Origin of the sequence: Pyxidicoccus trucidator (assembly GCF_010894435.1) — a bacterium.
Taxonomy (GTDB): Bacteria; Myxococcota; Myxococcia; order Myxococcales; family Myxococcaceae; genus Myxococcus; species Myxococcus trucidator.
In genome coordinates, this window is record NZ_JAAIXZ010000012.1 from 305964 (window position 1) to 319652 (window position 13689).

Sequence of the window (13689 nt, forward strand, 5' to 3'; positions counted from 1 at the left end):
AGCGGCGGCGCTCAGGTTCGCAGCGCGTCGAGGATGGACAGGCGCGCGGCGCGCACCGCGGGCAGCAGCCCGCCGAGGAGCCCCATCAGCGTGCCGAACAGGAGCGCGCCCACGACGATGCCGGGCGTGGGCGTGAAGCCGAAGCTCACCTCGGCGAACGTCTGGAAGTTCAGCGTGCGGATGTGAATCCACCGCGTGGCCAGCGCTCCCAGCGCGCCCAGCACGCCCCCCGCCGCACCCAGCATGGTGGACTCCACCACCACGCTGGCCAGCACGCTGCGCCTCCGGAAGCCCACCGCGCGCAGCATGCCCAGCTCGGCGATGCGCGTCGCCACCTGCGCGTACATCGTAATCATCGCCCCCAGAACCGCGCCCACGCTGAAGACGAAGGACACGAACAGCCCCAGCACGCGGATGAAGGTGGCGAGCCCGCTGGCCTGGTCCGCCCAGTACGTGGGCTCCGGCTTCGCCTCCAGCGTGAAGCGCGGGTCCGCGCCCACGCGCTGCACGAAGGCGTCCATGTCCCCGGCCGAGCGCAGCCGCACCAGCACCGAGCTGTACCCCGGCCGCCCGAAGGCCGCGCCCAGCCGCGTGGCGTCTCCCCACAGCTCCGACTCGAAGGCCCCCGCCCCGGCCTCGAGGACGCCCACCACCGGCCAGCGCTGCTGGGCGAAGCGCAGCTCTCCACCCAGGGTGGCGTCCGGCGAGGTGCCGACCAGCGCCTTGCCCAGCGCGACTTCGTTGGTGCCCGGCCGGGGCCTGCGCCCGGAGACGAGCCGCACCTCGGGCCGCGCCGTGAAGCTCTCCGGCTCCACGCCCCGCGCGGTGGTGTTCATCGCCTGCCCACCGTCGCGAGGCAGCGCCACCAGCACCACCAGCTCACCGGCCACCAGCGGCGCCCCATCGGGCCCGGACGCCACCGCCGGGTCCGTGGCCAGCACGCGCACCGCGTCCCGCTCCACTCCGCTGACCAGCTCGCCCGTGGCGCCCTTGCGGAGGATGACGGCATTGGCCACGTCTCCACCCGACGCGAGCGCGGACTCGATGCCATTGGCCAGCATCAGCACCGCGGAGAACACGAACACCACCAGCCCCAGGCCCAGCACCGTCAGGCCCGTGGACAGCCGCCGGGCCCAGAGGCTGCGCGCGTTGTAGAAGAACGGCACCATGGCTCAGGCCACCTTCCTCAGGCCCTCCGCCACCGGCAGGCGAACCGCGCGCAGGGCGGGCACGGCCCCGGCCAGCAGCGACACCGCCAGCGCCGCCACCACGGACAGCACCAGCGTGCGCGGCTGCATCACGTTGTCCGGGAGCTGGCCGAACTGCGAGGCGATGAGCCGCGCGAAGCCATTCACCAGCGAGGGTGCCGCCAGCACGCCCAGCGCCGCCGCCAGCAGGCCGATGACGGCGGACTCGGCCATGACGAGGAGCACTACCTTTGCAGGCCGGAATCCCATGGCACGCAGCGTGGCCAGGTCTCTCGTGCGCTCGCGAACGCCCATGGCCAGCGTGTTGCCGATGACCAGCAGGATGATGAGTAGAACGACGGTAGACACCACCTTCACCGCGGTGATGATGGCGGAGGACATGGCCACGAAGCCGAGCTGGAAGGAGCGCTCGCTCTCCGTCTTCGTGGGGAACGGGCTGTTGGCGAACATCCCGTCGATGGTGGCCGCCACCGCGCCCGAGCGTGCCGGGTCGTCCACCCGCACCGCGTAGATGCCCGCCTGGTCCTTCGCCTCCTTCGGGAGCTGCTCGCTCTCGTTGAGACACGCATAGCCGAACACCAGCGCGGTGGTGTCCACCCCGGGGCGCGTGCCGGTGTAGATGCCGCGCACGTTGAAGGTCCAATCGCCGGGATAGATTTGCCCCTTGAGCGTCACCCGGTCTCCCGCCTTCCAGCCGAAGCGTCGCGCCAGCTTCTCGCCCACCAGCGCACCGCACGGGTCGCTCCGGAAGGCGGCGAGCTGCGCGGGCGGGGCGGTGAACTCGGGGAAGACGTCGAGGAAGGTGCTCGGGTCCACGGCGAAGTTGGCGAAGAAGTCCTTCTGCGTGTCGCCCAGGGTGCCGCCGAACCACTCCTGGTGGGTGACGGCGGTGACGCCGGGCAGCGCGGCGATGCGCGCGTAGTAGGACAGCGGCAGCGGCTGGATGATGGACACCTTGTTGCGGACGATGAGCCGGTCCACCTGCGCCGCCTGCGCCCCGAAGTAGAAGAGGTCGATGACGGTGCGCAGGAAGATGAAGGCCGTCACGCCCACCGCGCCCGCGAGGATGGTGAGCCCCAGGCGCAGCGGGTTGCGCAGCAAGTCACGCCACACGAGCCGGCCGAACGTCACTGGAGCACCCCCTTCTCCAGGTGGTGCACGCGCTCGGCGCGCTCGGCGGCGTGGGGGTCGTGCGTCACCATGACCAGCGTCTTGCGCAGCTCACGGTGGAGCACGCCGAAGAGGTCCAACACCGACTCCGCGGCCTTGCGGTCCAGGTCGCCGGTGGGCTCGTCGGCGATGACGAGGTCCGGGTCGGTGACGATGGCACGGGCGATGGCCACGCGCTGCTGCTCTCCGCCGGAGAGCTGCGGGGGACGGTGACTCACCCGGTGGGACAGGCCCACCACGTCCAGCGCGGCGGCCACGTGCCGGCGCCGCTCGCCCCGGGACAGCGGGGAGAGCAGCAGCGGCAGCTCCACGTTCTCCGCCGCGGTGAGCACGGGGATGAGGTTGTAGAGCTGGAAGACGAAGCCCACGTGGGCGGCACGCCAGTCGCTCAGCTCCCGGTCGTCCAGCTCCGCCAGGTTGCGTCCCGCCACGAACACCACGCCCGTGGTGGGCTGGTCCAGCCCGGAGATGAGGTTGAGCAGCGTGGACTTGCCGGAGCCGGACGGGCCCATGAAGGCCACGAAGGCGCCGGTGTCGATGGTGAGGTCCACCGCTTCCAGCACGGGCACCTCCACCGTGCCGCGACGGTACGTCTTGGAGACGCCCACCAGGCGGACCATGGGGGGCGCGGCTGGCACGGCCTCCAGGCTCATCCGCTCCCCGCCTCCACCTTCACGCGCCGCCCCGGGCGCAGCCTCCGTGCGTCCGGTGCCACCACCACCTGCGTCCCCGCGGGAGGGCCCTGCTCCAGCGAGACTTCCTCGCCCACGCGCTGCCCCACGCGCACCGGCTGCAGCTCCAGGCGGTTGTCCTTCACCACCCACACGGAAGTCCCGCCCTTGCCCTCCACCACCGCGTTGGCGGGTACGCGGGGCGGGCGCGACTTCGGGTCGAGGGCGTCGGGTGGCAGGGGCTCGCGGAGGAAGGACACCTTGGCGCCCATGTCCGGCAGCGCGCCCTCGGGGACGGACTGGAAGCGCACCATCACCGTGGCCGTGGCCTTGGAGCGGTCGATGGCGGGGCGCACCGTGCCCACGAGCGCGGGGAAGGCGCGGTCCGGGAAGGCATCCAGGAAGATGAGGGCGGGCTGCCCTGTCTGGATGCGGGAGAGCTGCTCCTCGCTGACCTCGGCCTCTACCTCCAGCGCGTCCAGGTCCACCAGCTCGATGATGCCGCCCAGGTCGGTGCCTTCGAGCGCGGCCGGAGCGAGCACGGCGCCCTCGTCCGCGAGCTTGCGCGCCACGGTGCCGTCGAACGGTGCGCGCACCACGGTGTGGGAGAGCTGGAGGCGCGCGCCCTCCCGGGCACGGAGCGCGACGAGGAGCAGGGCGTTGGCGGCGTTGACGGACTCCCGGCTGGCGCTGCCAGCAGTCTCGATGTCCAGGAGCTCCGCGCTGGGGATGGCGCCCTGCTTCGCCAGGTTCCGGGTGCGCTCGGTGGTGCGCCGCGCGTTGGCGGACTCGGCGTGGGCGGCGGCGAGCCGGGCCCTGGCGGCCCGCACCTCCGCCTCGGCACGCGCCAGCACGACGCGGGCGTCCCGGTTGTCCAGGCGGGCAATCACCTGTCCCTTCTTCACGGGCTCGCCCTCCTCCACCGTGACGTCCACCAGTCGACCCGGGACCTGCGGCGCGATGACCGAGCGGCGGCGTGAGTCGACATAGCCGGCGGCGGACAGCTCGGTCTGTTGCTCACCCGGGAGTGGCGCGCGGACTTCCGCCACGCGCACGGTGGGCGCGCGGCGGGAAAGGGAGACGCCGAGCAGGACCAGGACCGCGAGCAGGAGCGCGGCGGGGATGAGCCAGCGCAGCCGGCGGCGGCGCTTCAGTGGTGAGGCCGAGCGGTCGATGCGGAGAGCGCTCAGCGGAGTCTGTGCCTGGGCTTCGGCCACGGCTGCCTCCCGGCTGGTGCCACGTGTGCTCCGGGAAGAAGTTAGGACCGGTGAGTCCCGCCGTGCTGCTGACCGACGGCGCCCTCCCCTGCCTCCAGTGAAGGACGGGGCGCTTCCATGGCGGCCTGCCGGTGGCGGGGTTGCGTCAGCGCACCGGCAGCTCGCGGAAGGTCAGGCCGTCCATTTCGAGACGCTCGACGGCGTTCTTGAAGCGCTCGGTGACGATGAGCACGGTCGCGAAGTTGCGCAGCCGAAAGAGGTCCAAGTCTGTGGGGAGGGAGGACCCATCGAGGATGGGCTCCTTGGGGAGGCTGAAGCCGTGGCGGCCACACTTCGGGCACTGCGGGGGAGTGCTGCGCGGAATGCAGTCGGGGTGCAGGAGCCCGCGTGGCTCGATGTGCAGGTCGAGCAACTCCGGGATGCCCTTGGGTCGGAAGAGCAGCTCCGTCTTGCAGCCGCGGAGTCCTCGGAGTCCTTCGCCCTGCAATGCCTCCAGGGCATCGGGCTGGACGAGCAGGCTGTCACCGTGATGGTTGATGAGCGCGGAGGCTGGCCGGAGGTCATATCAGCACCGTGCCGCGCTCGAGGCGCGGGGCGCCGCTACTTCTTCCCGTACTCCAGCGGAGTCCCCTTCCGCTTCGCGTAGATGTACGCCTCCATCGCGCGCATCTTCGGGTCGTCATCGGCCAGCGGCTTGCCTCGGACGGGATTCTCGATGCACCAGTTGATCATGTCGCGCAGCAGCGCCACGCGGCCGAGCTGCACCTGGTACTTCGGATACGTCTCCGGGTGCGTGTTCGACGCGTCCGGGTGGCACATGTCACACGACACGGCCACCGTGCCGCCCACCAGCTCCGCGTCGTGGAACACCCGGTTGCCCTCCTCCACGAACGCCTGCGTGGACGCCGCCCAGATGGCCTCGTCCCGCTCGGAGAACGCCCCGTAGGTGTGCCCGTCCTGGATGGCCGCGCCCTGCTGCTTCTTCACGTCCTTGCCGCCGCTCTCCGGCTTCACCCCGCCGCCGACCATCGCCCCTCCGGACGCGGGCTTCTCCGGCGTGCGCGGCACCGCGGGCGGACTGCGCGGGCCCTGGGTGCTCGGCGGCGGAGGCGTGGGCGCCTGCGCCACGACGGGCGCCGGGTCCCAGTTCGCATCCGGGTTCTTCTTCAGCCACTCCTCCATCAGGGCCCCCGACACGCGCAGCGCCTGCTCGCGGGTCAGCTTCTGCCCCTCCTTGACGCCGTCCACCTCCAGCGACGTCTCGCCGTCACACAGCCCCACCACGAGGTCGCCGTCCTTCGACACCGGCACCGCGTGCTTCTTCACCTCGGGGGCGGGAGGCCGTGCCTCCGGCCCGCTGGCCAGCGCCACGCCGCCCGCGAAGGACAACAGCGCGCCCGTTCCCACAATCAGCTTCATCCGGAAGGTCATGGTGTCCCCTCGCGCTCAGTAGCTCGGAAGCTTCGTCCGGGGCGGCGCATCCTGCCTCCCGTTCGACGCGAGGTAGCTCGCGCGCACGGTGATGGGGTTGCGCTCCCAGAGGTTGTACAGCTTGTCCACCAGTCCCGACTCCAGCACGTCCATCCGCCCGTTGCCGCAGCCGTCGAACTGGCTGAACGGGTCCGGCCGGTTCATCTGCACCGTCAGCTTCGGCAGGCCCTCCGGGGCGTACGGCCACGGCCACGCCGTGGACAGCATGCCGTGGAAGCTGATGTTGCCAATCTGGTTGCTGAGCAGCTGGTGCGTGTGCCCGTGGATGACGGTGACCTTCTCGAAGGGCTTGAGCAGCGCCTGCACCTCGTCCGCGTCGTCCGTCCAGAAGTTCCAGGGCTTGTAGTACTTGTAGAGCGGCGAGTGGCTGAAGACGATGACCGGCGTCTTCTTGTCCACCTTCGCCAGGTCCTGCTTCATCCACTCGCGCTGCGCGCCGCCCACCTCGAAGCGGGACTGGAGTCCGTTGTCCAGGCCCGCGACAATCTTCATCCGCTCCATGGGCGTGAGCTTCTTCTCCGTCCAGAAGTCCTTCTCCAGGATGGAGTTGAGCACCACGAAGTGCACGCCCTTGTGGTCGAACGAGTAGTTGGGCGCCCCGAACAGCTCGCGCCACAGCTCGCCCATGTCGAGGAACCAGTCGTGCTCGCCCACCATCATCTTCACGGGCGCCTTCACGCTCTTCAGAATCTGCGCGCCCAGCTTCAGCTCGTTGGCCTGCCCGAGCTGCGCCAGGTCGCCTCCGAACAGGACGAAGTCCGGCTGCGGGTCCAGCGCATTCACGTCGTCCACCGCCTTGAGGATGGCGCGGACGAAGCGGTCATTCAGCTTCTGCTCGTACAGGTGCGTGTCGGAGATGTACGCGAAGGAGAAGCGCGGCTTCGTCCCCTGCGCCTCCGCCACGTTGACCAGCTGGAAGCTGTGCGGCGTCCTCAGCCCCAGGCCGGCGACGATTCCGGCGGAGATGCCCGCCACCCGCATGAAGGCCCGGCGGTCCAGCCTCTGCAGGTCCTTGAAGAAGGCGTCGCGCTCCTCGTGGTGCTTCGTCTCGATGCTGCGGAACTTGTTCCCCATGGGCGGCGCCTCCTCTAAGGCTTCTTCGTCGAAGCGGGCTTCACGGACAGCTCGGTGCCGTACACGCCAAGGTCCGCGGGGTTCTTCACGTTCAGGTCCGGGTTGGGGGCCAGGTCTCCCAGGTTCCCCTTCTTCCCCAGCGCCACGGCCGTGTCCCGCTCCGGGCGCTGGTTCTTCCGGGCGCGCTGCGCGGCGAGGAACTTCGTGTTCAGCTTCGCGAAGCGCTCGTCCGTCAGGGTGAACAGGAAGGCCACCAGGTCGTCGATTTCGGGCTCCGTCAGCCCCAGCCGCTGCATGCCCCCGTCCAGGTACGGGTTGGGCACGCCGCCCTTGTTGTAGTGGTCCATGACGTCCCACAGCGTCGTCAACGAACCGTCGTGCATGTACGGGCCGGTGATGCCGATGTTGCGCAGGGTGGGCGTCTTGAAGGCGCCGACGTCGTTCTCCTGCTTCGTCACCAGGAAGCGACCCAGCTCGGAGAAGTTCGTCTCCAGCGCCAGCTCGTCAATCTGCTTCTCGTCGCCGGTGCGGACGACCTTCAGCGCCTGGCGCGCCAGCTTCACGAAGTCCTGCTTGTGCGCGGCGACGCCGATGTTGTGGAACTTCTGGTCGCTGAACAGCGGGTTGACGACGTTGCCCGCGTGGCAGCTGTTGCAGCGGCCCTTGCCGTTGAAGAGGGCCCAGCCGCGGCGCTCGGAGTCGGTGAGGGCCTTCGCGTCGCCGAGCATGAAGCGGTCGAAGCGCGCGTTGCCCGAGTACAGGGTGCGCTCGAAGGCGCCGATGGCCGCCGCCAGGTCGTCGTAGTTCACCTCCCGGTTGAAGACCTTGCGGAACTCCGCCACGTACTCGGGAATGGCCTTCACCTTGACCACGACCGCCTCCGGGTTGGGCATGCCCATCTCCCGGGGGTTGAGGATGGGCAGCTTCGCCTGGTCCTCCAGCGTGCTCGCGCGCCCGTCCCAGAACTGCGACGCGTTGAACATGGCGTTGAGAATCGTGGGGCTGTTGCGCGTCACCTTCTGGCCCTTGACGCCCTCGGACACGGGCTTGCCGTCCGTGAAGCCGAACTTCTCGTCATGGCAGGTGGAGCACGACACGGTGTCGTCCACCGAGAGGCGCTTGTCGTTGAAGAGCTTCTCTCCCAGCAGCACCTTCTCCGGCGTGGGCGCGGCGCTCGCGGGCACCGCGAGCTTCCAGAGCGAGAGCGAGACGCCCGGTGGCAGGTCGGCTGGGGGAGGTGCGGAGCTCTGGGGTGGGGGCTCGGCGTGCCCGGTCAGGGCATACAGCAGGACGGCGAGCGGCAGGGCAGCGCCGGACGGCGTGCGCATCGTGTCCCTCCTATCGACCGCATCCGGTACCGCGAGAAGTTCGCGGTGAGGGGCCGGAACGAGTCTCCCCGGAAAACACCATTGTCCCCCGGGGAGGTCCAGTGCGCGCGGGAGGGAGTGTCAGGGATTGGAGGGTTGGCCAGACAGGTGCACGTCCCGCGAGAGGAAGAGGAGACCTGAGGCCGCGGCGGGCGCGAGCACCGCCGCTGTGATGACCGCCCAGTCCAGCCAGCCTTGCGCCCGAGCTCCGTTGTACGTCACGGCCTGGACGAAGGTCAGACAGGCATCCGCGGCGGTGAGCGAGCCCAGCAGCGCGGCCAGCCCGTCCCGCCAGCGCCGCACCAGCGAGAAGAGGCCCACGCACAGCCCCACGTCGAAGAGCACCCAGCCCCACTGCACCTGCACGGAGGGGAACCAGTCCCGGGTGGCGGGGAGTGCCAGCAGCGCCGTCCAGGGCACGAGCAGCACAGCCAGCGCATGGACCAGCAGCCGGGGACGCCGCAGCACCGTGGCCACGCCAAAGCGCACCAGGCTGCCTCGCGCGAAGGCGCGCAGCGCGTCGTACACCGCGGCCAGCCCGCCGTTCTGCTGGGGATAGGCCACGTGGATGGGCACCCACGCGTCGGGGCGGAACTTCGCCTTGAAGGCGCGCAGCCCCTCGAAGTCGAACAGCGGCCGGCCGCACGCACGCGCCAGCCGCAGCCACGGCCGCACCGGCCCGGACAGCGGCGCCAGCCCCAGCGTCACGTAGCGCCGCCCCTCCGCCGCCGCGGCGCGCATGGCGGCGTCCACCAGCGCCTCCGCCGTGCCGTTGGGAGCCCGCGGGTCCCGGAGCAAATCCTGGAGGAACCAGCCCTCGCGCGCATACACGGGTGACACCGCGAGGAAGCCCACCACCGTCCCATCCACCTCCGCCGCGAAGGCGCGACGCTCGCGAGCGAAGGCGTACGGGCGCAGCTGCACCAGGAAGCCCATGGGCGCCATGCGGCGCGACGCCAGCCACCGCGACTTCAGCCCGTCCAGCGCGCGGCGCGTGGGGTGCGCCGGGTCCTCCAGCACGGCCGCGGGCACCTCGCGCACGGCCACGCCCCGGCTGCGGGCGCGGCGGAGCTGCTCCCGCAGGCTCCGGCTGCCGCGCACCACGTCCTCCCAGTGCGACGGGTCCCACACGGGCTGCTCGCCCACGGGCAGGGATTCCATCGGCACCAGCTCGGTGAAGCGCGGCTCGGTGGCGAAGAAGCACACGCGCCGACCCGCCGCGCGCGCAGCCGACTGGAAGCCGGCGACCACGGCGGGGATGCGCTCCGCCGAGGTGATGGGAGCGCCCGCCGCCACCCACGCGCCGCCCGTGTCCACGTACGCCACGCACGCGTCGCCCGCCGCGTCGAACCAGTAGCGGAAGCCCGGCTGCAGCACCTGGAAGGACGTGGCATTCCAGCCGTACCGGCGCAGCAGCGCCAGCACTCGCGCGCGCTCGTCCAGGGCGGCCCCGGGTGCCGCTTCGCTCACCTCCGTCCGCTTCATGCCGGCTGCGGCCCGGTCCGCCGGGGACCGCCCACTCCACGCTCCAGCCGCCGTGCGTCGTCCAGCCGGCGCCGATTGGCGCCCAGCAGGTCGCTGCGCGTGAGGATGCCCACCACCTGCGTGGGCGCCTCGCGCCGCACCACGGGCAGCCGGCCCACGCCCTCCTCCACCATGAGGTCCGCCGCCTCGCGCAGTGAGCTGTCGGCGTACGCCACCGCCAGCGGACGCTTCACCAGCTCCCGGACGCGCCGGCCTCCGGCGTCCTGTCCGTCCAGCAAATCCCTCCGGGTGACGACGCCGACCAGCGCACCGGCCTCCACCACCGGGAAGCCCTGGTGGGTGGTGCCCGCCGCGCCGGAGCCAAGCCAGGCGCGCACCTCGTCCAGCGGCCGGGCCGCCTCCAACGTCACCACGGGCCTCAGCCCCACGTCGCGCACCAGCGCCTGTCCCAGCGCGTCCACGCCGTACTCGGTGAGGACACGCCCGCCGCGCCGGGCCAGCTTCTCCGTCATGATGGAGTGGCGCATCAGCAGCGAGGACACGAGGTAGGCCGCCGCGCACCCACCCAGCAGTGGCAGCAGCCCCATGGGCTGGCGCGTCGTCTCGAAGGCGAACACCACCGAGGCCAGCAGCGCGCGCGAAGCCCCCGCGAAGATGGCCGCCATGCCCACCAGCGCCGCCACCCGGATGTCCACGCCCAGGCCCGGAGCCAGCTGCGTCGCCAGCAACCCCAGCCCCGAGCCCAGCCCGCCTCCGAGGGTGAACAGCGGCGCCAGCGTGCCTCCCGAGGTGCCGCTGCCCAGCGCCACCGACCAGGACACGAACTTCAGCACGCAGAACACCAGCATGGCGGTGCCCACGAAGCGCCCGGAGAGGATGTCCTCGATGTTGGTGTAGCCCACGCCCAGCGTGCGCGGGGAGAAGAGGCCCACCACGCCCACCACCACCGCGCCCAGCGCGGGCCACCACATCCAGTGCACCGGCAGCTTCTCGAAGGCGTCCTCGATGGCATACACCGCCTTGGTGGCCAGCATGGAGGCCACGCCCACCACCGCGCCCAGCGCGACGTAGAAGGCCAGCGCGGCGCCTCCCGGGGGCGCCAGGTCCGGCATGGCGAAGGCGGGCGCGCCGCCCACGAAGGCCAGGCGCACCGCCGTCGCGGTGGCGGTGGCCAGCGCCACGGGGATGACCGAGCGCGGCCGGTACTCGAACAGCAGCAGCTCCACCGCCAGCAGCACCGCGGACACGGGCGCGCCGAAGGTGGCCGCCATGCCCGCCGCCGCGCCCGCGGCCAGCAGCGCCTTGCGCTCGTCCGCGGTGACGTGGAGCAGCTGTCCCAGCAGCGAGCCCAGCGCACCGCCCGTGGCGATGATGGGGCCCTCCGCGCCGAACGGGCCGCCCGTGCCGATGGCCACCGCGGACGACAGCGGCTTCAGGAACGTCATGCGGGGCGGAATCCGGCTCTGGTTGTAGAGCACCTGCTCCATGGCCTCGGGGATGCCGTGCCCGCGAATGGCCCGCGAGCCGTAGCGCGCCATCACCCCGACGATGAGCGCGCCCACCACCGGCACGAGGATGACCCACCCGCCCAGCGCATGGTCCGCGGGGGAGACAGGCGCCACGGAGAAGCGGCCGAAGAAGGCGAGGTTCGTGAAGAAGTGGATGAGCGACCCCAGCAGCTCCGCCACCAGGCCCGCCGCTACCGCCAGCACCACCGCGAGGGCGCTGATGAAGACCACCCGTCGGTCCACGGGCTCCAGCACCGTGGGGGCGCGCACCCCGGCGAGCGTGGGGCCCATCGACGGAGCCACCGGCAGCTTCTCCCGCGCTTCGGGGCCGGTGCCCAGGCCCTGCTCGACGCGCTCCACCTCAGGCCGCTCCATCTGACTTCTCCTTGCGCCGCTTGCGCGGCTTCGGCTCGTCCTCGAAAAAGAGCGGCGGCGAGTCGCCGTCGAGCCCCAGCTCCGCCACCAACGCGGACAGCCCGCGCGCCAGGCCTTCGCGCACGCCGGGCTCGAGCCGCCGCAGGCCGGTGATGAGGCGGGCCTGGGCCATGGGAGGCGACTCGCTCAGCAGCGCCCGGCCAACGGGCGCCAGCGCCACCTCCACCCGGCGGCCGTCCTCCGGCGAGGGCCGGCGCGTGACGAGCCCCCGCTCGATGAGGCGCGCCACCACCACCGACACGCTGCTCTGGTGCGTGAGGGTGTGCTCGGCCAGCGCGTTGATGGAGCAGGGGCCGGCCTCGGCGAGCCGCTGCAGCACGAAGAGCTGCGCGCCACTGATACCGACCAGGCGCTCGGAGGCACGGGCGGAGACGCGTAGCAGCCGCACGAGGCGGCGCACGCCGTCCATCACCTCCCGCACCTCGCCCTGCTCCGCACCCTTGCCGCGTTTTATATGGGAGCCCATGTAAATTGCGCGGAAGGTACGCGCCGCGTCCCCCGTCCGCAACGGAAACTCCGTGGGTCGGCGGCTGGCCGGCCGCCTCCCGGACTTGCGGTATGGGCGACAGCGACTCACTGGCGGTCAGGCAGGCGGCCCCCCCGGGTGTGAAAGCGGGGCCGATGGCAGCCGGCCAGGTCATCGGAGACCGCGCGTGCTCGCAGCGACAGCCAGTCGACACAATGCGCGGCGAAGAGGCGCCCGGGTCAGGAATCCGCAATATGAGACACGGCCCCCTCTCCAGGAGCCGGTGTTTGATACTTCGACGTCCTGCTGGCACGCGAGGCGCTGTCGTCGCCTGCGCGCTCCTCTCCTTGTTCTCTCCCTCCATCGCCGCCGCTGACGCCGAACCCAGGGGCGTGCGCACCAACACCGCGCGTCTGATGACGACGGACGCGGCGGAGGTCATCGACGCGCCGGTGCTCGGCTTCCAGCGCACGGCAATCCCCCTTTTTGGAGGGCTCGCTGTCGACACCTCCCTGGTTGCGGACGCGATGCTCGCCCCCAACCTGGGGCTGCGCTGGGCGCTGGCCGCGGGCCCGCACCGCTTCGTGGTGGGCGCGCGCTACACGCACTTCGTGGGCGCCTCCGTCTACTCGGACAGGGTAGAGGCCGAGGAGCCCGCCATCCAGAGCTTCGAGCCGGAGCTGTCCGGCCCGTCCTTCTACGGCGTCTATGGGCTGGTGCTGGGCCCGCTGCTGGTGCAGGGCGAGGCGCGCTACGGCCACTACACCTCCGACTACCTCTCCTTCACGGGCTCAGCCGGACTCAACTTCTTCGGCAACTGGTCCGTGGTGGCCGAGGCCGGCGTGCGCGTGAAGGGAGGCAGTGCCTTCCGCGCCGCGGCCGGCCTCCGCTACGGAGGTGAGGGGCTCGGCTTCGGGCTCGGCGCCGCCTACGTGGACCTGAGCGACCCGGCCCTCCCGGGCGAGAGCCTCCCCGTGCTTCCCGTCGTCGACCTCTCCTGGACCTTCCGATGATGACCCGAGCCCTCTTCGTCTCCTGCGTCCTGCTGCTGTCCGCGTGCTCGGCGGAGATTTCCGTCCAGACCGAGCCCTTCGACCAGGTGGTGCCCGTCACCTCCGTGCTCCAGCCCGTCTATGCCGAGGTGGCGCTGGATTTGCCGGAGGAGACGGTCAACACCCAGGACCTGGACATCATCGTCGAGCAGGTCGCCGCCACCCTCACGTTGGTGAACCCGTCGCCCACGCTGACACTGCGCACGTCCGCGCGGCTGTCCTTCACGGGCACCGCCACGCCGGAGGAGCCGGAGGTCTACACGGCGGTGAATCTGCCCGCCTACTACGACACGGCGGCGGAAATCCTCCCGGTGCGCGACTACCTGCCCAACAGCCGCACGGCGGTGCGCATCGACACACCCGCGCTGAAGGAGGTCATCGGCAAGCGGCGCGTCTGGTTCATCGTCAGCAACACGGTGGTGCGCAGCGGCATCGGCACGCCCCAATTGCCGGTGAACATCCGGCTCGAGGACATCGTCTTCCAGGCGCTCCTCACCAAGCCCTTCCCCGGGCTTGGCGGCGCGCTGGAGGTGGGCGGGCTGTAG

General features: G+C 71.3%; 13 protein-coding genes. 2 read left to right on the plus strand and 11 right to left on the minus strand.

The features are described from left to right. Positions 1–11: 11 nt before the first annotated feature. From G4D85_RS30950 to G4D85_RS31000, 11 genes are all read right to left on the minus strand, one after another. Positions 12–1169, minus strand: coding sequence for an ABC transporter permease (locus tag G4D85_RS30950; RefSeq protein WP_164017635.1), 1158 nt, complete (start codon positions 1167–1169; stop codon positions 12–14). A 3-nt stretch (positions 1170–1172) separates the two neighbouring features. After that, positions 1173–2339, minus strand: coding sequence for an ABC transporter permease (locus tag G4D85_RS30955; RefSeq protein WP_164017636.1), 1167 nt, complete (start codon positions 2337–2339; stop codon positions 1173–1175). Then, positions 2336–3031 carry an ABC transporter ATP-binding protein gene (locus G4D85_RS30960; RefSeq protein ID WP_164017637.1) on the minus strand — a complete coding sequence of 232 codons (696 nt, stop codon included), beginning with the start codon at positions 3029–3031 and terminating at the stop codon, positions 2336–2338. Before G4D85_RS30960 ends, G4D85_RS30955 begins: the two co-directional genes overlap by 4 nt. Next, the gene (locus tag G4D85_RS30965; protein ID WP_164017638.1) at positions 3028–4266 is read right to left on the minus strand and encodes an efflux RND transporter periplasmic adaptor subunit; all 1239 of its coding nucleotides are present in this window, start codon (positions 4264–4266) and stop codon (positions 3028–3030) included. The genes G4D85_RS30960 and G4D85_RS30965 overlap by 4 nt, the downstream gene beginning before the upstream one ends. Positions 4267–4411: 145 nt before the next feature. Next, positions 4412–4804: a SitI6 family double-CXXCG motif immunity protein gene (gene sitI6 / locus G4D85_RS30970; protein WP_164017705.1), complete on the minus strand. Its 393-nt coding sequence runs from the start codon at positions 4802–4804 to the stop codon at positions 4412–4414. 62 nt (positions 4805–4866) lie between these two features. After that, complete coding sequence (locus G4D85_RS49790) at positions 4867–5697, minus strand: c-type cytochrome (protein WP_240359588.1); 831 nt, start codon at positions 5695–5697, stop codon at positions 4867–4869. A 15-nt stretch (positions 5698–5712) separates the two neighbouring features. After that, on the minus strand, positions 5713–6831 hold the full coding sequence (locus tag G4D85_RS30980) for a metallophosphoesterase family protein (RefSeq protein ID WP_164017639.1): 1119 nt from the start codon (positions 6829–6831) through the stop codon (positions 5713–5715). 14 nt (positions 6832–6845) lie between these two features. After that, positions 6846–8159, minus strand: a complete 1314-nt coding sequence (locus G4D85_RS30985) for a cytochrome-c peroxidase (protein ID WP_164017640.1) — start codon at positions 8157–8159, stop codon at positions 6846–6848. 120 nt (positions 8160–8279) lie between these two features. After that, positions 8280–9683 (minus strand): DUF2156 domain-containing protein, encoded by a 1404-nt coding sequence (locus G4D85_RS30990; RefSeq protein WP_164017641.1) that lies wholly within the window; start codon positions 9681–9683, stop codon positions 8280–8282. Continuing rightward, positions 9680–11566: a chloride channel protein gene (locus tag G4D85_RS30995; RefSeq protein ID WP_164017642.1), complete on the minus strand. Its 1887-nt coding sequence runs from the start codon at positions 11564–11566 to the stop codon at positions 9680–9682. The genes G4D85_RS30990 and G4D85_RS30995 overlap by 4 nt, the downstream gene beginning before the upstream one ends. Then, positions 11553–12092, minus strand: a complete 540-nt coding sequence (locus G4D85_RS31000; RefSeq protein ID WP_240359589.1) for a MarR family winged helix-turn-helix transcriptional regulator — start codon at positions 12090–12092, stop codon at positions 11553–11555. The genes G4D85_RS30995 and G4D85_RS31000 overlap by 14 nt, the downstream gene beginning before the upstream one ends. A gap of 287 nt (positions 12093–12379) precedes the next feature. Here G4D85_RS31000 and G4D85_RS31005 point away from each other — a divergent pair, with 287 nt between their 5' ends. Continuing rightward, entirely contained in the window at positions 12380–13105 is a 726-nt protein-coding gene (locus G4D85_RS31005; protein WP_240359590.1) for a hypothetical protein, read from the plus strand. Next, a complete protein-coding gene (locus G4D85_RS31010) occupies positions 13102–13689 on the plus strand; it encodes a PLP-dependent aminotransferase family protein (protein ID WP_240359591.1) in 588 nt (195 codons plus the stop codon). Before G4D85_RS31005 ends, G4D85_RS31010 begins: the two co-directional genes overlap by 4 nt.

What these genes read in the sequence shown, in the direction of transcription:
- G4D85_RS31010 (WP_240359591.1), top strand. Translation starts at nt 13,102, where the DNA reads ATGATGACCCGAGCCCTCTTCGTCTCCTGCGTCCTGCTGCTGTCCGCG.
- G4D85_RS30960 (WP_164017637.1), bottom strand. Translation starts at nt 3,031, where the DNA reads ATGAGCCTGGAGGCCGTGCCAGCCGCGCCCCCCATGGTCCGCCTGGTG.
- G4D85_RS49790 (WP_240359588.1), bottom strand. Translation starts at nt 5,697, where the DNA reads ATGACCTTCCGGATGAAGCTGATTGTGGGAACGGGCGCGCTGTTGTCC.
- G4D85_RS30985 (WP_164017640.1), bottom strand. Translation starts at nt 8,159, where the DNA reads ATGCGCACGCCGTCCGGCGCTGCCCTGCCGCTCGCCGTCCTGCTGTAT.
- G4D85_RS30980 (WP_164017639.1), bottom strand. Translation starts at nt 6,831, where the DNA reads ATGGGGAACAAGTTCCGCAGCATCGAGACGAAGCACCACGAGGAGCGC.
- G4D85_RS31000 (WP_240359589.1), bottom strand. Translation starts at nt 12,092, where the DNA reads ATGGGCTCCCATATAAAACGCGGCAAGGGTGCGGAGCAGGGCGAGGTG.
- G4D85_RS30950 (WP_164017635.1), bottom strand. Translation starts at nt 1,169, where the DNA reads ATGGTGCCGTTCTTCTACAACGCGCGCAGCCTCTGGGCCCGGCGGCTG.
- G4D85_RS30990 (WP_164017641.1), bottom strand. Translation starts at nt 9,683, where the DNA reads ATGAAGCGGACGGAGGTGAGCGAAGCGGCACCCGGGGCCGCCCTGGAC.
- G4D85_RS30995 (WP_164017642.1), bottom strand. Translation starts at nt 11,566, where the DNA reads ATGGAGCGGCCTGAGGTGGAGCGCGTCGAGCAGGGCCTGGGCACCGGC.